The sequence below is a fragment of the Pseudomonas fulva NBRC 16637 = DSM 17717 genome, assembly GCF_000730565.1.
GTDB classification, from domain to species: Bacteria; Pseudomonadota; Gammaproteobacteria; order Pseudomonadales; family Pseudomonadaceae; genus Aquipseudomonas; species Aquipseudomonas fulva.
On the sequence record NZ_BBIQ01000023.1, the window covers coordinates 1 to 18,705 of the forward strand.

Sequence of the window (18,705 nt, forward strand, 5' to 3'; positions counted from 1 at the left end):
TCAAGATCAAGATCAAGATCAAGATCAAGATCAAGATCAAGATCAAGATCAAGATCAAGATCAAGATCAAGATCAAGATCCACAGCAACAGCGGTGACGACGATGACAACTATGTTGGAAGTAGTTTGTAAGCGTGTCCATATCGAATAACTAAGAATTGAATATCGCCCCTAGGTACCCTTATCCCCCATGTGGGAGCGGTCTCGTGCCGCGATGGGCCGCACAGCGGCCCCTGGCGTTATCGGATCGATCTCAGAAAAGACCAATTTGCAGCGACCCCTTTGAGAAGACGCTCCCACCCCACGCCCACTCAGCCAGCAAACACCATGCTCGCTTGAACTTCCCTCTCCCATCCCACCTCGAAATATTCAGACATAACTACAGCGAGGCGGCCATGTCGCTCATCCACCCTCAAGCGCGATACAAGCCCTATAAAGATGCAGCAGGCGGTTGGGGGTCGGCGCGCTCTGTCATGACCATACTCTGGCGGGAACAGGCCATTACAACAGCACCCATGGCGCTGGTCAGGCAAAACAAACCCAAAGGCTTCGCCTGCGTCAGCTGTGCCTGGGCCAAGCCAGGCAACCCACACGCGCTGGAGTTCTGCGAGAACGGCGCCAAGGCCACCGCCTGGGAACTTACCCGCCACCGCACCGGCCCGGATTTTTTTGCCACCCATACCCTCTCAGCGCTGCGCACATGGACCGATTACGCCTTGGAGCAGCAAGGCCGGCTGACCCACCCCATGCGCTACGACCCGGCTAGCGACCGTTACCAAGTTACCACCTGGGCAGAGGCGTACCAGCAGATCGGCCAACAGTTGCAAGCCCTGAGCCCGGACGAAACGGTGTTCTATGCCTCGGGCAGGGCATCGCTGGAAGCCTCGTTCATGTACCAGCTGTTCGCCCGCGCCTACGGCACGAACAACCTCCCGGACAGCTCGAACATGTGTCATGAGAGCACGTCGGTCGGACTGCAGGAGAGTATTGGTGTACCCGTCGGCACCGTCACGCTGGAAGATTTTGAACACACCGACTGCATTTTCTTCTTCGGCCAGAACGTAGGCAGCAACAGCCCGCGAATGCTTCACCCGCTGCAGGAAGCGCGCAAGCGCAATGTGCCCATCATCACCTTCAATCCACTGCGCGAGCGAGGGCTTGAGCGCTTCGTCAACCCTCAATCCCCCAGTGAAATGCTGGGGCCTGAATCGACTGTGATCAGTACCCAGTATCATCAGGTCAAGGTAGGGGGCGACCTGGCAGCAGTGATGGGGATCATCAAGGCCCTGCTTGCGATGGAACAACAGGCAAGTGACGAGGGCAAGCCGGCTGTGCTCGACCATGCGTTCATCCAGGCACACACCGATGGGTTGAACGCGCTGCGAGAAGAAGTTCAGCGCCATGAGTGGGCGACCCTGGAGCGTCAGTCCGGCCTCGGGCGTGCTGCGATGGAAGCTGCAGCTACCGTCTATGCCCGTAGCAGCAAGGTCATGATCATCTACGGGATGGGCATGACCCAGCACCGACGCGGTGTCGACAACGTGCAGATGCTGGTCAACCTGCTGCTATTGCGCGGCAACATCGGCAAGCCCGGCGCAGGCATCTGTCCCGTGCGCGGGCACTCCAATGTGCAAGGCCAGCGCACGGTCGGTATCACGGAGGACCCGGCCAAGGTTCCGGGTCAAAAACTGCAAGCACTGTTTGGCGTGCAGGTTCCACCGAACAAGGGCATGGCCACGGTGGACTGCTGCCAAGCGCTCGTCGAGGGCAAGGTCAAGGCTTTCATCGGCCTGGGTGGCAACTTCCTGCGGGCGATTCCCGACACCCAGTGCATGGAGGCGGCCTGGCAGACGCTTACGCTGAACGTCCAGGTGGCGACCAAGCTTAATCGCACGCATCTGTTCCCGGGGCGACATGGCTGGTTGTTGCCCTGTCTTGGGCACATAGAAGCTGATCGTCAGGAGGGTGTAGAGCAGGTCTATACCACCGAGGACAGTACCGGCTGCATCCGCGCCTGGCAGGGCCGCAATGAGCCAGCCAGTGAACACCTGCGCTCCGAAGTGGCGATTATTGCCGGGTTGGCCGAAGCGACCCTGGATCAGCGAACGACTGTCGACTGGGATGCTTGGCGCCACGACTATGCATTGATCCGCGAAGCGATCAGCCAGGTCTACCCCGAGATATTTCACAACATGGAAACACGCATGTGGGAGCACGGCGGTTTCCATAGGCCCCTGCCGGCGGCTAAACGGGAGTGGCAGACCCCGTCTGGCAAAGCCCAGTTCGTGGCGCCCCAGGGGCTTGATGAGGACGACGACTTGCAGCCCGCTGTCTCGGCGCATGATGTGCTGCAATTGATGACGCTGCGCAGCAATGACCAGTTCAACACCACTGTCTATGGCTACGACGACCGTTTTCGTGGGGTAAAAGGCACCCGTAGCGTCGTGTTCCTCAATCGCAGCGATGTGGTTCGGTTGGGTTTGGCTGCAGGCGACTGGGTGCTGCTACGCACTGCTGTCGAGCCCCAGGTCGTGCGAGAAGTCGGTCCTTTGCAGATCATCGCCTATGACATTCCCGAAGGCTGTGCGGGCGCCTATTACCCTGAGTGCAATCCGCTGATCCCGCTGTGGCACCACGCTGAACGCAGCAAGGTGCCTGCCGCCAAGTGCGTGCCGGTGACGCTGCACAAGGTCGATCCCCGTGCAAGCGACCTCAGCAAGGCAGTGCCTGCGCACGATCAGATCAATTGAGCGTGAGGGGTGCTGGACCATGCAGAATCGTGAAGGCTGTGTGCTGGTAACCATCCCATTGTTCGTCTCGAGACGACAGGAGCGTAGTAATGAATAAGCTGCCCGATGCCCCCGCCTTGGTAGTGCCATTACCTTTTGAGCCTGGGTTTGAACAGATTCCCGAAGATGAAGCACAGACCAGCCAGGCGTTGCAGGATACGCTGCGCGAAATCATGGAGACCACCTTCAAGGACAATGGCCATGCCAACCGCAGCGTTCATGCAAAAGCACATGGATTGTTGCGCGGCACACTGAAAGTGGCGCCAGGGTTGCCGGCGCAGCTCGCTCAGGGGGCGTTCGCCACACCGGGTGAGTTCGATGCTTACCTGCGGTTTTCCACCAACCCGGGTGACATCCTCGATGACAAGGTTTCCACCCCACGGGGGCTGGCGCTCAAGATCGTTGGCGTACAAGGCCCGCGGTTGCCAGGCAGTGAAGGGCAAGTCACGCAGGACTTTGTCATGCAAAATGCCAAAGCCTTCACCGCGCCAGACCCCAAGGCGTTTCTCAAGACGTTGAAGTTGCTTGCCAAAACCACTGACAAAGCGCCGGGTACGAAAAAGGTAGTGTCGGCCGTGCTGCGCGGTGCAGAAAAAGTGGTCGAAGCGTTTGGCGGTGAGAGCGGCACGCTCAAAAGCCTTGGTGGGCACCCTCAAACCCACATTCTTGGCGAAAGCTTCAGCACCGTCGTACCTGTACTCTATGGCCCTTACTACGCAAAGCTTGCGGTAGTGCCCGTGTCGGCGGCCTTGACTGCGCTGACCGATCAGGTTGTTGACCTCAAAGACGATCCAGACGGGCTACGTCACGCCATGGAAGCGTTTTTTGCAAGCGAGGGCGGCGTCTGGGAGCTTCAGGTCCAGTTGGCCACCGACCTTGATCAAATGCCAATCGAAGATGCATCCAGTCAGTGGCCCGAGACGCTCAGCCCCTATGTGGCCGTGGCCACGTTGGAGGTCAAGCCTCAAGCGGCATGGAGTGAAGAGAATGTGCGCCGTATCGACGACGGCATGGCGTTCAGCCCCTGGCACGGTCTGGCGGCGCACAGGCCCTTGGGTGGCGTGATGCGGGTGCGCAAGCCGGCCTATGAAATGTCGGCCAATTTTCGTGGGCAGCACAATGGGTGCCCAATCCATGAGCCCGGTCCTAAAGGGCCGAGCCTGTAAGTCGAGGAGAGTACGCCATGCAACCAGAAACCGCGGGCACTGAAGAGAAAGGCCCAAGCGATGTGCCTTATATCAACGATCCGTTAAAACCGACTTCCCCTGCGCTCAATGACGCGGATGCCACGGAGGCGGCGGAGGCTGAGATGGACATCGAGGACGACGGCGAATCGCTCTAGGTTCGCTGGCGCCGTCGCCCGAGCAGCGGCGGCGCCAGGTATGAAGTCTGAGTCTACCGGTCGTTTGAATAAACCTTCCACGTGGTAAAGCCATCACCGCCTGATTTTTAGTGTTGTGGTTTGACTTGGCGCCGGCTTCGCCGGCTCCATGGCACGCTTGTGAGCCGTGGACGGCAACCGAGCGCCAAGCGGCTTCTACTTGGCAGCCAGCGTTCCTGCGGCCTGCGCCTGTTCAAGCTGGCGCTTGCGGCCAATGAACAGCACCATGACCCCAGCCAGCGTGCACAACGCCGCCAGTGGCATCAGTGCCAGTGCGTAGCTGCCGGTGGCGTCATGGATGGCGCCGTACACGTTGACCATCAAGCCACCCCCGATCAGGTTGGCCATGGCGCCAACCGCAGCCAGCCCAGCTGCTGCAGTGGAGGAGGACAACCAGCCCGACACCAATGCCCAGAACGGGCCTTTCATGGAGTAGGCCCCCACCAGCACCATGGTCAGCATCACCACCGTGGCCGGCAGTGACGAGGTGAACAGGGTCATCAGCAGGCCGGCCGCAATCAGCAACATGGTCATTGCGGTGTGCCAGCGACGTTCACCGGTGCGGTCGGAACTGCGGCCCCAGATGACCATCAGGATCGAGGCAACGCCATAAGGAATCGCGTTCACCAGCCCGATCTCCATGGAGCTCAGGCCGAAGGTCTTGAGCAGTTGTGGCGCCCAGACGCTCATGGTGCTGCCAGCCGCCGAGGCGCCCGAGTAAATCAGCGCGAGCACCCAGATGTCCTTGTGGCGCAGCAGTTTCCACAGCGAGATATGACCGATGGTGGTTTTCTGTGCTCGTTCCTCGGCCAACCGCCCGGTGAGCCAGCCGCGTTGATCGTCATTCAGCCATTTGGCCTGCTCAGGCCGATCGGTCAGTACGAACAGGCAGGCGATCCCCAGCAGCACCGCCGGGATGCCTTCGAGGATGAACAGCCAATGCCACCCACGCATGCCCAACCAGCCGTCCAGGCTCAACAGCAGCCCTGAAATCGGCGAGCCGATGAAGTTAGCGGCGGGAATGGCGACCATGAATAGCGCCACCATGCGCGCGCGATACGCCGACGGCAGCCAGTAGGTGAGGTACAGCAACACCCCTGGGAAGAACCCGGCCTCGGCAGCGCCCAGCAGAAAGCGCATCACATACAGTGAGTTGGCCCCTTGCACGAAGGCGGTACCGGCGGAGATCAGCCCCCAGGTGATCATGATGCGCGCGATCCAGATGCGCGCACCGTAACGCTGCATGGCCAGGTTGCTGGGGACTTCCACCAGGAAGTAGGCGAAGAAGAACAAGCTGCTGGCGAAACCGAAGACCTTGGCTGACAACTCCAGGTCCTGGTTCATCTGCAACGATGCCATGCCGATGTTGCCGCGATCGATGATCGCGATCAGGTAGCAGATGATCAGAAAGGGCAGTAGACGCCAGGCAACACGGCGCATGGTGGCGCGTTCGAGCTCGCTGGGCGGGGTTGAGGCTGCTTTCATGGTGCTCTCCAATTGTTTTTTTTCTGGAGTTACGCAGGGGTCTGTGCGGCCGGACAAGCCGGCGCAAGGGCAATCAGTTATCGATCAGGTGACGGTTCACCACACAGCGCGGGTCCAGCGCCTTGCCGTCCCAGGCATCGAGGATTTGCTGCAGGGCAACCAGGCCTACGCGGTCCCGGGCTTCGCTGGTGTTGGCCCCGATGTGAGGTGTGGCGACCAGGGTTGGCAGGCCCCACAGCGGGCTGTCGGCCGGAGGCGGTTCGGGGTGGAAAGTGTCCAGGCCGGCACCCCCGATGCGCCGCTCGCTCAACGCAAGCACCAAGGCCTCGGTATCGACCAGCTCGCCACGTGCGGTGTTGATCAAGATGGCACCTGAACGCATGCGCTCAAGCTGCTGGGCGCCGATGAGGTTGCGATTGGTGTCTGTGAGGGGGCAATGCAGGCTGATGATATCGCTATCGGCCAGCAAACGATCGAAATCCTCTTCGCGCTCGAGGTGATCACGCACGGGTAACTGCTGCAAGTAAGGGTCGTAAACCTTGACCTTCATGCGCAGCGGCGCCACCAGGTCCATCAGGATCGCGCCGATCGAGCCAAGGCCGACCAGGCCCAGTGTCTTGCCCGCCAACTCCATGCCGTTGGCAGTGGCCTTGTCCCAGTGGCCTTCGCGCATGCGCGCATCGAGCAAGGCGGTTTGGCGCGCAACGCTGAACATCAACGCAAAGGCGTGCTCGGCCACTGACTGGGCGTTGGCCCCAACGGCGACGGAGACAGGAATACCCCGGTCGGCGGCGGCCTGGATGTCGATGGTGTTGTAGCCGACCCCATGCTTGGCGACCACCTTCAACGCGTTGGATGCGTCGATCATCGCGCGGGTCAGGCTGCCTTGTCGCACGATGATGGCATCGGGTTGCTCTGCGCGGATGATCGCTTCGAGCTCATTCTCGGACAGATAGGGCGTGGTGGGGATGACGCGGATGGCGTGTTGATCGGCCAGGCGCATCGCGTCGTCGGCCAGCGCCGGACCTGTCAGCAGAAGGGTACGGGACATCGTCGATACCTTGTTTTTGTTGAAGACGGTAGGACTGCACTGAGTGCTTTCACCAATAACCTATCATAATGAAATGGCGTTGCAACAATAGATTTTTAGTCAGCCACATTGCCGAATAACTGAGATTTCAAACCCTTGAAATCTGTTTAATGGAATGCCATTCTGAAATGGCGTTCTGATTCGACGTTGAGCGCGCCCAATAAATCCAAGAAGAGGTAGGTCACATGAGCATTGGTTTCCAGGTGCTTGAGCGCACGCGAAAAATCGGTGATGAGTGGGTATCGCGCTACCGCGAGGTGCCGGTCGCCAACGTCAGCGACTCGATGAATCGCATGACGGCGGGTGGTGCGCGTTTGCGCCCCATGCACCGGGAAGGTGTGCTGTGCGGCGCGGCTCTGACGGTCAAGGCCCGTCCTGGTGACAACCTGATGCTGCACTACGCCATCGACAGCGCCGAGCCAGGTGATGTGATCGTGGTCGATGCCGGCGGCGACCTGACCAATGCTCTGATCGGCGAGATGATGGTGGCGTACGCCGTGAAGCGCGGTGTAGCGGGCATCGTCATCCATGGTGCAATCCGCGATGCTGGCAGCATCAAGGCCGGTGACTTCCCCCTGTTCGCTGCCGGTGTTTCCCATCGCGGCCCTTACAAGGACGGGCCGGGTGAGATCAACGTGCCCATCGCCATCGATGGCATGGTGATCGAACCCGGGGACCTGATCATCGGTGACGATGACGGCTTGCTGTGCGTACCCTATGCCCATGTCGCAGAGGTCTACCAACGCGCCACGGCCAAGCACGCTGCCGAAACGGCGCAAATGCAACATATCGCTCAAGGTACCAATGACCGCACCTGGGTCCTGGAGTCCTTGAAAAAGAAAGGCTGCCTGCTGCCAGGCTGAGGATCGACCCGCACGTGGTCCGAGCAAGATCCTTCAATGGCGGCTGCTTCTCACCTGAGGACTCGCTCACTTGTCTGACCTGACGCCGCCCCCTCGTACCCGTTGGCCTTCTGCTGTACGCGCATTGGGCCACCATCATTTCCAGGTTTATTTTGCCGGCCAAGGCGTTTCGACCTTGGGCAAGTGGGTTCAGCAAGTCGCGCTGTCCTGGTTGGCCTATCACCTGACCGGGTCAGCTGTATTGCTGGGCCTGATCACCTTTCTTTTTCTCGCCCCGCAGTTGATCGTCGGTCCGTTCGCAGGCGCCTGGATCGATCGCCACGACAAGCGTCGACTGCTGATCGTGGTCCAGTCGATGCTGGTGGCGCAATCGGCCGCGCTTGCGCTAGTGACCTGGGCTGGTTGGGTAGATGGCCCCTTCATTGCCGCAATGGCACTGCTGCTGGGCTTGCTCAATGCCGTCGAAACACCCCTGCGTCAGGCCCTGATCGGCTCTTTCGTGGAAGATCCAGCTGACCTGCCCAACGCGCTGGTCCTCAACGCGATGCTTATCAACGCCGCCCGCTTCGTGGGCCCGCCACTGGCCGGCGGGCTGATAGCCGTGGCGGGGGAGGCGGCTTGCTTCGCCTTGACCGCCGTCGCCTTCACCGCGCTGCTGGCAGGGTTGCTGAAGGTGCAAGCCACAGCCAGCCCTCGGGCGACAGGTTCCACTGCCCAGGTCTTTCGTGAGGGCCTCGCTTATCTATGGCGGGAACAGGGCGTCAGGCAACTGCTGTTCAATGTCATCATGGTCAACCTCCTGGCGTCCTGCTATGCAGCGCTTCTGCCGATCCTGGCCAAGCGCGTGTACGCCGGTGACGCACGGGTGCTGGGCTGGCTCTGGGGCGCGGCAGGCGCTGGCGCGTTCGTGGCCACGTTAGTGCTGGCGGTGGGCGGAGCCTTGCCTCGCCTTCGGCAGTTCATCGAAGTGGGCGCAGGGCTTTGCGCCCTGGCACTGCTGGGTGTGTGCTGGGCAGGGCAGTGGCAGCTGGCATTGCTGGCGCTTCTGGTGCTGGGGTTCGGCATCACGCTGAGCAACGTGAGCACCAACATGCAGTTGCAGAGCCAAGCGCCGGGCCATCTGCGCGGACGTGTCATTGCGTTCTACATCGCCATGCGCTTCGGGTTCGAGGCGTTGGGTGGCATGGCCGCCGGGCTGCTGGCTGCTCGTGTGGGCGCCCCGGCCACCTTGGGTGCAGCCGGGGCAGTGTTGCTGTTGGGTGTCGCGGGGACTTGTGCATGGCGCAACCGTCGGGCTGCATGAGCGCGCCGGTCCGACCTGCTGGTGGCAGGCCAGCCCGGATGGGAAGACAGTCATAACCCGAGCATGTTGTAGTGCACGTAGTACATGATCCACAGCGACAACCCCACCAACAGCGTGATGATCACCACCGTGAACACCAGCGCGATCAAGTTCCAACGCTGCTCTCGCGCTGTGGTCAGGTGCAGGAAAAACACCATGTGCACCACGATCTGGACCAGGGCGCACACCAGCACGGTCATGAAGGTCAGGTGACGCGGCAGGCTGGGGTACATGGCCAGCCCGAAGGGCAGCAGGGTGAGCAGGGCTGCCAGCACGAACCCTGTGTTATACGAACGGTGGCTGCTCTGGCTAGCGCCGGCACTGCTAGGTACATGGCTTTGACGACTCATCAGATCACCCCGAACAGATAAACGACGGTAAACACACAGACCCACACGATGTCCAGGAAATGCCAGAACAGGCTCAGGCAGCTCAAGCGCGTAGCATTGACACAGGTCAGGCCGCGCTGGTGAACCTGCATCATCAACAGGGCCATCCAGATCAGCCCCACCAGCACGTGCAGGCCGTGAGTGCCCACCAACGTGAAGAACGCCGTCAGAAACGCACTGCGTTGGGGGCCTGCGCCCTCGCTGATCAGATGATGGAATTCATTGATCTCCATGGCGATGAAGCCCAGGCCGAGCAGGAACGTGACGCCCAGCCAGCGCAGCACCCAGCGCTTGTCCTGGCGGTGGTTGGCGAGCATCGCATAGCCGTAGGTGATGCTGCTCAAGAGCAACAGGAACGTCTCCACCAGCACATAAGGCAGTTCGAAGATGTCCGCCGCGCTGGGCCCACCTGCCACAGACTGTCCCAGCACCGCATAGGTAGCAAACAGGGTGGCGAACAGAATGCAGTCGGTCATCAGGTAGACCCAGAAGCCGAACAGGCTCAGGGAGCCTGCGTCTTCGTGGCCATGCTCTTGCTCGCGGGCCGTTTCGTTGTGCACGACATGGGACATGATTCAGGCCTCCGCCAACCGTTGGCGACGCTCGGTTTCCATCCGTTCGACCGCTTCGGCCGGGATGCAGTAGTCGGTATTGGGGTCGTAACTGCGCACGATCAGGGTGGCGATGACTGCCAGTGAACTGGCGATGACCAACCACCAGATGTGCCAGATCAACGCAAAGCCCAGCACCGTGGACACAACGCCTAGCACCAGGCCCAGGCTGGTGTTGCGAGGCATGTGGATCTTGCGAAAATCCATCTCGGCCAGGGTTTTCACGCCTTTCTCCTTCATGCCCCAGTACGCGTCGATGCCGCCCACGACAGGTTGCTCGGCGAAGTTGTAGAACGGGGGCGGCGAAGCGGTCGCCCATTCCAGCGTGCGCCCGTCCCAGGGGTCGCCCGTCGTGTCGCGGTTCTCATGACGTTTGCGGATACTCACCACCAGTTGCATGACCTGACAGGCCACGCCACACAGGATGATCAATACACCGACCATTTCCAGCAGCAGGAAGGGCCGCCACTCGGGTACGTCGAAGTGATTCAGGCGCCGGGTCATGCCCATGAACCCCAGGAAATAGGACGGCATGAAGGCAAAGTAAAATCCAGCCAACCAGCACCAGAAGGCAGCACGCCCCAGTGGGTCATGGAGTTTGAAGCCGAAGGCCTTGGGGAACCAGTACGTCAGGCCGCAGAGGTAGCCGAAGACCGCGCCGCCGATGATCACGTTGTGGAAATGGGCAATCAGGAACAGGCTGTTATGCAACAGGAAGTCCGCACCGGGCACCGCCAGCAGGACCCCGGTCATGCCCCCGATGCTGAAGGTGACGATGAAGCCAACCGTCCACAGCATCGGCGTCTCGAAACGCACCCGACCCCGGTACATGGTGAACAGCCAGGTGAAGATCTTCACCCCGGTGGGGACGGCGATGATCATGGTCATGATGCCGAAGAACGCGTTCACGTTGGGTCCTGCGCCCATGGTGAAGAAATGGTGCACCCAAACGATGAAGGACAGCACCGTAATGACGATGGTCGCCCACACCAGGGAGTAGTAGCCGAACAGCTTCTTGCGCGAGAACGTCGAGGCCACCTCCGAGAAGATACCGAACGCTGGGAGTATGAGGATGTACACCTCGGGGTGGCCCCAAGCCCAGATGAGGTTCACGTACATCATGGGGTTGCCGCCCAGTTCATTGGTGAAGAAGTGCATGCCCAAATAGCGGTCCAGCGTGAGCATGAACAAGGTGGCGGTGAGGATGGGAAAGGCAGCCAGGATCAGGATCGAGGTGCACAACACTGTCCAGGTGAACACCGGCATGCGAAACAGCGTCATGCCGGTGGTACGCATCTTCAGAATGGTGACGAAGAAGTTCAGCCCGGTGAGCAGGGTGCCTACCCCGGAAATCTGCAACGCCCAGATGTAGTAGTCCACTCCCACCCCGGGGCTGTATCCGATACCGGACAACGGGGGGTAGGCCACCCAGCCGGTGCGTGCGAACTCGCCAATGCCCAGGGAAAGGTTCACCAGCACGGCGCCGGAAACAAACAGCCAGAAGCTGACGGCATTCAAAAATGGATAGGCCACGTCGCGGGCGCCGATCTGCAAAGGTACCACCACGTTCATCAGCCCGACCACGAACGGCATGGCCATGAAGAAGATCATGATCACCCCATGGGCGGTGAAGATCTGGTCGTAGTGCTCAGGCGGCAGGTAGCCAGGCGAGCCGTCCGAGGCCATGGCCTGCTGGGTGCGCATCATCAACGCGTCGGCGAACCCGCGCAGCAGCATCACCAGGGCGACGACGATGTACATCACGCCGATGCGCTTGTGGTCCACGCTAGTGAACCACTCCTGCCACAGGTATTTCCATTTGCCCATGTAGGTGATGGCCCCTACGACCGCCAGGCCCAGCAGCCCGACGACGGCCAGCGTGTACATGATGATCGGCTCGTGGAGGGGGATGGCGTCCCAGGTCAGTTTTCCGAACATGCGCTTACTCCTTGCTGCCTTGGGGGCTCTGGCCCTGGGAATCGCTGAGGCGGCGTTCGACCTCCCGGGAGCGGTTGACGCCCTGGTACTTGTCGATCAACGACTGGAACAGGTGCGGGTCGACCTTGCTGTAATGTTCTACCGGGTGGGCAATACTGGGCTTGGCCAGCTGCGTGTAGGCAGCCCCATCGAGCTGGCGCCCGGCGGCGCGGGTGCGTTCGACCCAGTCATCGAAGCCCGGCGGGTCGAGGGCCAGCGCCTTGAAGTGCATGTCGGAGAACCCCGGGCCGTTGTAGTTGGCGGCGATCCCGGTGTAGTCGCCTGCGTGGTTGGCGATCAGGTGCAGCCGTGTCTGCATCCCGGCCATGGCGTAGATCTGGCCGCCCAGGGCCGGAATGAAGAACGAAGTGATGGCGCCGTCGGAAGTCACCCTAAAGTCAACGGGCGTGTCTACAGGCATCGCCATTTCGTTGACCGAAGCAATGCCGAGTTCGGGATAGACGAACAGCCACTTCCAGTCCATGGCGATGACCTGGACCTTGAGCGCAGGGGTGTCGGATGCCAGCGGCCGGTACGGGTCCAGCGCATGGGTCGAACGCCAGGTGACAACCCCTAGCACGATGATGATGGCCAGCGGCACACCCCATACCACCGCTTCGATCAGCCGCGAGTGGCTCCAGTCGGGGGTATAGCGGGCCTTTTCGTTCGAGGCCCGATAGCGCACCGAAAACACCAGCGCCATGATCATCACCGGTACCACTACGATCAGCATGAGCAAGGTGGCGAGGATGATCAGGTTGCGCTGCTCGAGCCCCACCTGCCCCTTGGGGTTGAATAACACCATGTCGCAGCCCGAGAGCTGGAGTGCTACGGTGCCCAGCGCCATCATCCAGAGCAGTCGCCTTGCCGTTTTCGGTTCCCTGGCCATGTGAGCATCCCGTATGTGTTGTCAGATGTTTCGGCTATCACATCTGAGAGGAACCCAATGCTCCCAAGGTTGTTTGCAATGCGCGATTGGTCGACGAATGGCAGCCCAGGTCAGGGAACTTATGCCCATGGGTGGCTGGCAGTTGGCGCGCCACCTGGGCAGGGCACTGAACCTTGCGCGCAGGGGGGCAGTCACAGCGCCATTGACCAGACGATTGGAGCGCCATGATGGCCAGCGACGCAACCGCCTCACTCAAACGCGTGATCACCCTGCCGTTGTTGGTGTTCTTCATCCTCGGGGACGTATTGGGCGCCGGGGTATACGCACTGGCAGGCGCCATCGCCGACCGGGCCGGTGGCGCCATCTGGGCGCCTCTGGCCCTGGCACTGTTCTTCGCCCTGTTGACTGCGGCGTCCTACGCCGAGCTTGTCAGCAAATACCCCCGGGCTGGCGGTGCGGCGGTGTTCGCACGGCGGGCGTTCGGCTCGCCGTTGCTGGCTTTTTTGGTGGGGTTCGCCATGTTGGCGGCAGGCATCACCAGTGCCGCAGGGTTGGCGCTGGCGTTTGCTGGGGAATATCTGCGCGTGTTTATCGACTGGCCTTCGGCGGTGCTGGCGCCCCTGTTTCTAGTATTGATGGCAATGCTCAACGCCCGGGGTATCAAGGAGTCGCTCAGTGCCAACCTGGTCATGACCCTGATCGAACTCAGCGGCTTGGTGCTGGTGATCGTCGCTGTGGCGGTGTTGAGCGGCCAAGGGCAGGCCGAGCCTACCCGTTTGCTGGATTTCGGCGAACAGGGCCCGGCTAGTGCGGTACTGGGCGGCGCTTTGCTGGCATTTTATTCGTACGTGGGGTTCGAGACGTCCGCCAACCTGGCCGAGGAAATCAAGGACGTACGCCGGACGTACCCACGCGCGCTGTTCGGGGCCTTGCTGGTGGCCGGCCTGGTTTACCTGGCAGTCGGCGCCGGCGCCGCGTTGGTCATGCCAGTGCAGGCACTGATCGACGCCAAGACGCCCTTGATGGACATCGTGCACAACGCTGACCTGGGGCTGCCCCACGGTGTATTCGCCATCATCGCTTTGGTGGCGGTGGCCAACGGCGCCATGTTGACCATGATCATGGCCAGCCGCCTTGCCTGGGGCATGGCCCGCGATGGCATGCTGCCGCGCGTTCTGGGCCAAGTGCTACCCAACCGCGGCACACCCGGTTATGCGATAGCCGCGACCACGCTGCTGGCCATCCTGCTGACCTTTACTGGCTCGCTGGAAGTGCTGGCCGAAACCGTAGTGCTGTTGCTGTTGTTCGTATTTTTGAGCACGAACGTAGCGGTGTTGGTGCTCAAGAAGGAAAAGGTCGATGCCGAGCATTTCTCGGTTCATCCGGTGGTCCCTGTGTTGGGTATCCTGTCGTGCCTGCTGGTGCTGAGTCAGCAACCTTTCGAGAACTGGCTGAGGGCAGGGGCATTGCTGGGCTTGGGGGCGGTGTTGCACTGGCTGTCGGGCAAGGGCATTGGTCGGACCATTAGCGAGGGTGATGCGGGACAGTGACGGGGGCAAGCGATCATGTGCGAGCTTTGAATGTCCCATACTTCACTAGCCAACCGCGCCCCTGCGCAGACTTGCGCTGCTACTCATCAGGAACCGTTCAATGGCCAAAGAGATTGAAAACCCTTGCGTGTCGAGCTGCAAGCTCAAGCATGAAGTGTGCACCGGCTGCGGGCGCAGCAAGGAGGAGATACGCGGCTGGCGAAACATGAAGCGTTCCGAGAAGAAGGCGACGGTCGAGAAAGCGGCTGCGCGCTTGAAGAAGATCAAAAAGAAGGGCAAGGGGTGAGTGGTGTGCAGGGTTTGTTGACAGCCCGGAACGGTTGGTAGGCGCAATTTATCGGCGTGCGGCCTAAGCATGGGCATCAATCACCTTGGTCCTTGCCGCATGGCTCCAGGATTCCCAGCTGGCGTTCTACCAGCTGGCGTTCTAACTGACACGAGCGGCCAGCATCCCCTCGACCTGGGGAGCGACATCGAGGTCGAACATGGAAATGAAGCTGTCCATCAACGGTGATTCGTTGTGGGTGCTCCAGCTCATGTACAGGCCGATGGCCGGGTTGGGGGAGGCGGTCACGGGGTGGATACGGCGGAACACGACCCTGTCGCGCATGATCGAGTTGGCAATCGACTCAGGCACCAAAGCAACGCCGAAACCGCAGGCCACCAAGCCTATCAAGGTATGGATCTGCGCGGCCTCCTGCACCACCTTGGGGTAAAAACCGGCGGCTTCACACAAGGCGGTCAGCTGGCTGTGATAGCCGGTGCCCAGCGCTTCGGGGGTGAAGACGAAGTCTTCCCCGGCGAAGTCCCTCAAGTCGATCTGACCTTCCTTTGCCTTCGGGTGATGGGCGGGCAGGGCCATCACGATCTCTTCGTCCAGTAACAGGCGCGACTCGACGTTTTCCGCCGAGATCGGCAATTTGCGCATGAAGGCAATGTCCGCTTCTCCCGACAAAATGGCCTTGGCTTGGCTAGACGAGGACATCTCCTTGATGATCAGCTGGACTTTGGGGTAAGTCTCGCGGAACTGGCGCAGGGTACTGAGCAGTGACTCGTAATAGGCGATGGACACCGCCGTTACCGTGAGTTTGCCAGCAATGCCCTCGGACACCTGGCGTGCGTGTTCGATGCCCAGCTCAAGCGCCTTCAACGTGCTGTAGGCCGCACTCAGGAATGCACTGCCGGCGGGGGTCAGTTTGACCCCGCGCTTATTGCGCGTGAACAGACTGAACCCCAGTTTGTCTTCCAGCCGATGGATGGCTTGGCTCAACGGGGGCTGGGCCATGTGCAGGCGAATAGCGGCCTTGTGAAAGTGCAGCTCTTCAGCCACGGCGATGAATTGGCGCAGCAGGCGGGTTTCGATCATTTCTTCTGTTCCTTCATCTGAATTGATCTGAGGACGGGGGTGCGGCAAGGTTACCGGTTAACAGGCCCCCGACTAAATACTAAAAAAAAGTAGAGCTAAGTTAATCATTGGATCCAATACCCGCAAGCGGTCTCGAACAGGTCCGAGTTCGGTGGCGTGGCTTACGAAAGGGCCTCAGAAGAGTAATCATCAAGAAATTATTCGGATTTACCAGCAACTTGATAGGCACCAGGTATCAACCTGCGCTGCCGTTAGTATTAAACAACGTGAACATTCATTGTTAAGGTAGGGCGGTACTCAAGCGGAAACAGACCATGAACTTTACAGGAAAGACCGCCCTTGTAACGGGTGCTGGCCGAGGACTCGGTTTCAGTTATGCGCACGCTTTGGCGACACTGGGCGCCAATGTGGTAATTAGTGATATCGGCGCAGATAAGCTGGGCGCCGGGGGCGATGGCTCCATTGCCATGGAGGCTGCGAAAGCGCTCCGGGGCAAAGGTTTCAACGTGTTGGGGCATCATGGGGACTTGTCCGGTGAGCAGGGTTGCGAGCAACTGGTGGCAATGGCCATCGAGGCATTTGGTCAACTCGATATCGTGATTCATAACGCCGGTTGGGTCGGTTATCAAGCGATTGAAGACGCTGATGCGACATTCATTGGCCGCGCCGTGGATATCAATATCTATACCCCCGTGTGGTTATGCAAACATGCATGGAAACACCTCAAACAGTCTGCTGCCGCACGGGTCGTGCTGACCTCATCCGACCGCGCGATGTACCAGCAATATGCCCAACCGGGCCTGGTGGCGTATGCCGCCGGCAAGATGGCACAACTGGGCATCATGAATGCGCTGAGCATGGAAGGCACCGAAGCCGGCATTCTCGTCAATGCTGTATCTCCAGTGGCCAAGACCCGTATGTGGGGCGTGACGGGTGAACCGGAGAATCTCAAGCCTGAATGGGTGACGCCCGGCGTGGTGTTCCTGGCGTCGCCGAAGTGCCAGGACACAGGTTATGTCCTGCGTGCCAGCAATGGCCAATTTACGGCCACGCGGTTTGTGGAAAACCCAAATGTCGATTACCCGGTCGATCTGGCCCGCGTGAAGGCCACTAGCGCCGAACAAGTTGCCCAGCGGTGGGACCACATTAAGGAGCGATGAATAGGCCTCCTCAGGAAAACCTCAAACGCTTCTTACCGTGCCAGGCCGATCTGGAGGAAAGCCCGGTCTGGGATGAAGCTCATCAGTGCCTGCGCTTCGTCGACATCAGTGGCGGCCAGATCAATGCGCTGGACCTGCATGGGCAACTGACGCGACTGTATGAATCGCCTGCGCGCATTGGCGCCCTGGCTTTGACTGAAAAGGGCAACCTGATTGTCTCCCAGCATGCTTGGCGTTGCCATCCTAGGCTTTGTGTGAAAAGTCTTGAGACAAAGGTCAGGCAAAGCGAAAACAGCCGAAGGACGGCCGAAGTCGCGCTCGACTTTACGGGTTGCAAATGAGCCTTCCGACCGTGCGGCCGCTCCAGACTGTTTTCAACGTAGCCTCACCGAGTATCAAGGCGCTTGATACAAAGCCTAGTGTCCACAATCAGAGCCACCGCCGGTGTCGGGTTGAGCAGATGGGCCGCCTATGTGCGTCGCCATTCAGGTTAGGCGTAATCAAATACTACCTGAACGTACCCATTATTGGATTTCTGCTCAAAGATGTCGAAGTACTCGATACGTGCGAAGTACCTGTACGTTCCTTTGTAATCGTTCTCCCTGAGCAGCAGGTCATTGGTGATAGCCTTGCGGCCACTGGGTCCGTTGATTTCATGGAGATAGACGTCCTGTCCGTATACTTCATCACGTGAAATGGAGAGCAAGGTCCTGATGGGAGGAGGCGAACTGTCTTTGATGGTCCACGCCCATTCAATTGTTTGCGCACGCACATGGTAGGTCACGGTGAATGACTCAATGATCGGCGGCGTGATGGTGGTGGGCCGGTTTTGCTGCGCTGGCCTCAATGTGATTTCTTGATCTCGTTCGGGCGTTTGCCCAACTTGGACTTTGACGTCTTGTCCGGAGTGACCATTGACCAAGGAGGCTCGCCATGGTGCTTTGCCGGCCCCGACGGTGTACTTGTGGGGTGACTGCCACTCGCCACCCTCGACCATGATGAAGTAGTTGCCAAAATGCCCGTAGTAGTGCTGTGCATTGCCTCCATAGCGCTCTACGAAGCCGGCGGGATTACCCTCAAGCATCAGCGCGCGCCCTGCAATCCGTGCAGACATCCAATGCGTCCATGTCTTGGCCGTGAACGAATACATGAACATCGACGTGTAGGTGTACTTGTCATCACCTTTGCGTGTCCAGCGGCGTATGACCATGGCATAGCGCTCACCGGGTTTCCATGCATTCTGATTACTGGTGTGCAAACCAGTTCCTTCATTGCCGAAGTGATCCCAGTATATACCAGGTCTACCGCTGATAAGTGTTGCCTCGGGCAAGGTGTCCTCGGGCAAATCATCGGAGTCCCAGATGGAGCAGATGTTGTTTCCGTAAACATCGTTACCCGGCACTAGGCTCATCTGTATTCCAGCATAACTGGGGTTCTTTCCATAGTTTGGATTCATCAGGCTCCAGTAGATGTAGCGCTGGGCCCCGGCCTGCGGCACATGTATCTCGGCATAGAACAGTTCAACCCCTTTGCGCGGGTTGAAGTGGGCGGTGATGTAAGGTCCCCACGCTGGTACGTCGTTGGCAGGCTCGGGCAGGTCAGCGTGTTCATCTCGCAATATTGCGGTCATGGACTGTGCTTGACGGGTATCCATTGAGTATTCCTCGTTATGTAAACGTCGCGATAGTGCGATGAAAGTCATGCTATTCGGATCCCTTGTGCCCACAACTGGCAGTTTTGACAGGTCTTCATCTTGCAACACGGTACAACCGCGACCTCCTGAGCTAGGTCGACCGGGGCCAGCAGGGCAGTAA

Annotated in this window: 17 protein-coding genes; 9 read left to right on the forward strand and 8 right to left on the reverse strand. The window is 59.9% G+C overall.

Annotated features, from left to right (window positions below; translation table 11 throughout):
• The first annotated feature begins 394 nt into the window (after positions 1-394).
• The 3 genes from PFU01S_RS18755 to PFU01S_RS22410 all read left to right on the forward strand — a co-directional run bounded on the left by PFU01S_RS18755 (position 395) and on the right by PFU01S_RS22410 (position 4,130).
• Complete coding sequence (locus tag PFU01S_RS18755; protein WP_027915505.1) at positions 395-2,749, forward strand: FdhF/YdeP family oxidoreductase; 2,355 nt, start codon at positions 395-397, stop codon at positions 2,747-2,749.
• An 89-nt stretch (positions 2,750-2,838) separates the two neighbouring features.
• Positions 2,839-3,954, forward strand: coding sequence for a catalase family protein (locus tag PFU01S_RS18760; protein WP_027915506.1), 1,116 nt, complete (start codon positions 2,839-2,841; stop codon positions 3,952-3,954).
• Between the two features lie 17 nt (positions 3,955-3,971).
• Positions 3,972-4,130 (forward strand): hypothetical protein, encoded by a 159-nt coding sequence (locus PFU01S_RS22410; RefSeq protein WP_165919269.1) that lies wholly within the window; start codon positions 3,972-3,974, stop codon positions 4,128-4,130.
• Between the two features lie 195 nt (positions 4,131-4,325).
• Here the strand turns inward: PFU01S_RS22410 and PFU01S_RS18765 are convergent, their stop codons facing one another.
• Both PFU01S_RS18765 and PFU01S_RS18770 read right to left on the reverse strand, forming a co-directional pair.
• A complete protein-coding gene (locus PFU01S_RS18765) occupies positions 4,326-5,654 on the reverse strand; it encodes an MFS transporter (RefSeq protein ID WP_028687710.1) in 1,329 nt (442 codons plus the stop codon).
• A 73-nt stretch (positions 5,655-5,727) separates the two neighbouring features.
• The gene (locus PFU01S_RS18770; protein WP_027915507.1) at positions 5,728-6,705 is read right to left on the reverse strand and encodes a hydroxyacid dehydrogenase; all 978 of its coding nucleotides are present in this window, start codon (positions 6,703-6,705) and stop codon (positions 5,728-5,730) included.
• 224 nt (positions 6,706-6,929) lie between these two features.
• On the opposite strand from PFU01S_RS18770, the gene PFU01S_RS18775 reads away from it, so the two are divergent.
• Complete coding sequence (locus tag PFU01S_RS18775) at positions 6,930-7,607, forward strand: RraA family protein (protein WP_027915508.1); 678 nt, start codon at positions 6,930-6,932, stop codon at positions 7,605-7,607.
• A gap of 70 nt (positions 7,608-7,677) precedes the next feature.
• The gene (locus PFU01S_RS18780) at positions 7,678-8,910 is read left to right on the forward strand and encodes an MFS transporter (RefSeq protein WP_027915509.1); all 1,233 of its coding nucleotides are present in this window, start codon (positions 7,678-7,680) and stop codon (positions 8,908-8,910) included.
• Between the two features lie 50 nt (positions 8,911-8,960).
• On the opposite strand, the gene cyoD is transcribed toward PFU01S_RS18780, so the two are convergent.
• From cyoD to cyoA, 4 genes are read right to left on the reverse strand one after another with little or no spacing between them, the layout of a single operon-like run.
• Positions 8,961-9,299: a cytochrome o ubiquinol oxidase subunit IV gene (cyoD, locus tag PFU01S_RS18785; RefSeq protein WP_027915510.1), complete on the reverse strand. Its 339-nt coding sequence runs from the start codon at positions 9,297-9,299 to the stop codon at positions 8,961-8,963.
• Complete coding sequence (cyoC, locus tag PFU01S_RS18790; RefSeq protein WP_027915511.1) at positions 9,299-9,910, reverse strand: cytochrome o ubiquinol oxidase subunit III; 612 nt, start codon at positions 9,908-9,910, stop codon at positions 9,299-9,301. The genes cyoD and cyoC overlap by 1 nt, the downstream gene beginning before the upstream one ends.
• 3 nt (positions 9,911-9,913) lie before the next feature.
• Positions 9,914-11,887 carry a cytochrome o ubiquinol oxidase subunit I gene (cyoB, locus tag PFU01S_RS18795; protein WP_028687711.1) on the reverse strand — a complete coding sequence of 658 codons (1,974 nt, stop codon included), beginning with the start codon at positions 11,885-11,887 and terminating at the stop codon, positions 9,914-9,916.
• Between the two features lie 4 nt (positions 11,888-11,891).
• On the reverse strand, positions 11,892-12,815 hold the full coding sequence (gene cyoA, locus PFU01S_RS18800) for a ubiquinol oxidase subunit II (protein WP_081783974.1): 924 nt from the start codon (positions 12,813-12,815) through the stop codon (positions 11,892-11,894).
• Positions 12,816-13,042: 227 nt separating this feature from the next.
• Between cyoA and PFU01S_RS18805 the strand changes: the two genes are divergently transcribed.
• The gene (locus PFU01S_RS18805) at positions 13,043-14,365 is read left to right on the forward strand and encodes an APC family permease (protein ID WP_033737081.1); all 1,323 of its coding nucleotides are present in this window, start codon (positions 13,043-13,045) and stop codon (positions 14,363-14,365) included.
• A 100-nt stretch (positions 14,366-14,465) separates the two neighbouring features.
• Positions 14,466-14,651: a DUF1289 domain-containing protein gene (locus PFU01S_RS18810; protein WP_023533540.1), complete on the forward strand. Its 186-nt coding sequence runs from the start codon at positions 14,466-14,468 to the stop codon at positions 14,649-14,651.
• 141 nt (positions 14,652-14,792) lie between these two features.
• Here the strand turns inward: PFU01S_RS18810 and PFU01S_RS18815 are convergent, their stop codons facing one another.
• Positions 14,793-15,731, reverse strand: coding sequence for a LysR family transcriptional regulator (locus tag PFU01S_RS18815; RefSeq protein ID WP_028687713.1), 939 nt, complete (start codon positions 15,729-15,731; stop codon positions 14,793-14,795).
• Positions 15,732-16,045: 314 nt separating this feature from the next.
• On the opposite strand from PFU01S_RS18815, the gene PFU01S_RS18820 reads away from it, so the two are divergent.
• Together PFU01S_RS18820 and PFU01S_RS21940 are read left to right on the forward strand one after the other, a co-directional pair.
• On the forward strand, positions 16,046-16,891 hold the full coding sequence (locus PFU01S_RS18820; RefSeq protein WP_028687714.1) for an SDR family NAD(P)-dependent oxidoreductase: 846 nt from the start codon (positions 16,046-16,048) through the stop codon (positions 16,889-16,891).
• Entirely contained in the window at positions 16,888-17,232 is a 345-nt protein-coding gene (locus PFU01S_RS21940; RefSeq protein ID WP_236167461.1) for an SMP-30/gluconolactonase/LRE family protein, read from the forward strand. Before PFU01S_RS18820 ends, PFU01S_RS21940 begins: the two co-directional genes overlap by 4 nt.
• Positions 17,233-17,381: 149 nt before the next feature.
• Here the strand turns inward: PFU01S_RS21940 and PFU01S_RS18830 are convergent, their stop codons facing one another.
• On the reverse strand, positions 17,382-18,545 hold the full coding sequence (locus PFU01S_RS18830) for a DUF3472 domain-containing protein (protein WP_027915517.1): 1,164 nt from the start codon (positions 18,543-18,545) through the stop codon (positions 17,382-17,384).
• Positions 18,546-18,705 lie beyond the last annotated feature (160 nt).

Coding starts and splice junctions, on each gene's coding strand:
- PFU01S_RS18755 (WP_027915505.1), top strand. CDS start 395: ATGTCGCTCATCCACCCTCAAGCGCGATACAAGCCCTATAAAGATGCA.
- PFU01S_RS18760 (WP_027915506.1), top strand. CDS start 2,839: ATGAATAAGCTGCCCGATGCCCCCGCCTTGGTAGTGCCATTACCTTTT.
- PFU01S_RS22410 (WP_165919269.1), top strand. CDS start 3,972: ATGCAACCAGAAACCGCGGGCACTGAAGAGAAAGGCCCAAGCGATGTG.
- PFU01S_RS18765 (WP_028687710.1), bottom strand. CDS start 5,654: ATGAAAGCAGCCTCAACCCCGCCCAGCGAGCTCGAACGCGCCACCATG.
- PFU01S_RS18770 (WP_027915507.1), bottom strand. CDS start 6,705: ATGTCCCGTACCCTTCTGCTGACAGGTCCGGCGCTGGCCGACGACGCG.
- PFU01S_RS18775 (WP_027915508.1), top strand. CDS start 6,930: ATGAGCATTGGTTTCCAGGTGCTTGAGCGCACGCGAAAAATCGGTGAT.
- cyoD (WP_027915510.1), bottom strand. CDS start 9,299: ATGAGTCGTCAAAGCCATGTACCTAGCAGTGCCGGCGCTAGCCAGAGC.
- cyoC (WP_027915511.1), bottom strand. CDS start 9,910: ATGTCCCATGTCGTGCACAACGAAACGGCCCGCGAGCAAGAGCATGGC.
- cyoB (WP_028687711.1), bottom strand. CDS start 11,887: ATGTTCGGAAAACTGACCTGGGACGCCATCCCCCTCCACGAGCCGATC.
- cyoA (WP_081783974.1), bottom strand. CDS start 12,815: ATGGCCAGGGAACCGAAAACGGCAAGGCGACTGCTCTGGATGATGGCG.
- PFU01S_RS18805 (WP_033737081.1), top strand. CDS start 13,043: ATGGCCAGCGACGCAACCGCCTCACTCAAACGCGTGATCACCCTGCCG.
- PFU01S_RS18810 (WP_023533540.1), top strand. CDS start 14,466: ATGGCCAAAGAGATTGAAAACCCTTGCGTGTCGAGCTGCAAGCTCAAG.
- PFU01S_RS18815 (WP_028687713.1), bottom strand. CDS start 15,731: ATGATCGAAACCCGCCTGCTGCGCCAATTCATCGCCGTGGCTGAAGAG.
- PFU01S_RS18820 (WP_028687714.1), top strand. CDS start 16,046: ATGAACTTTACAGGAAAGACCGCCCTTGTAACGGGTGCTGGCCGAGGA.
- PFU01S_RS21940 (WP_236167461.1), top strand. CDS start 16,888: ATGAATAGGCCTCCTCAGGAAAACCTCAAACGCTTCTTACCGTGCCAG.
- PFU01S_RS18830 (WP_027915517.1), bottom strand. CDS start 18,545: ATGGATACCCGTCAAGCACAGTCCATGACCGCAATATTGCGAGATGAA.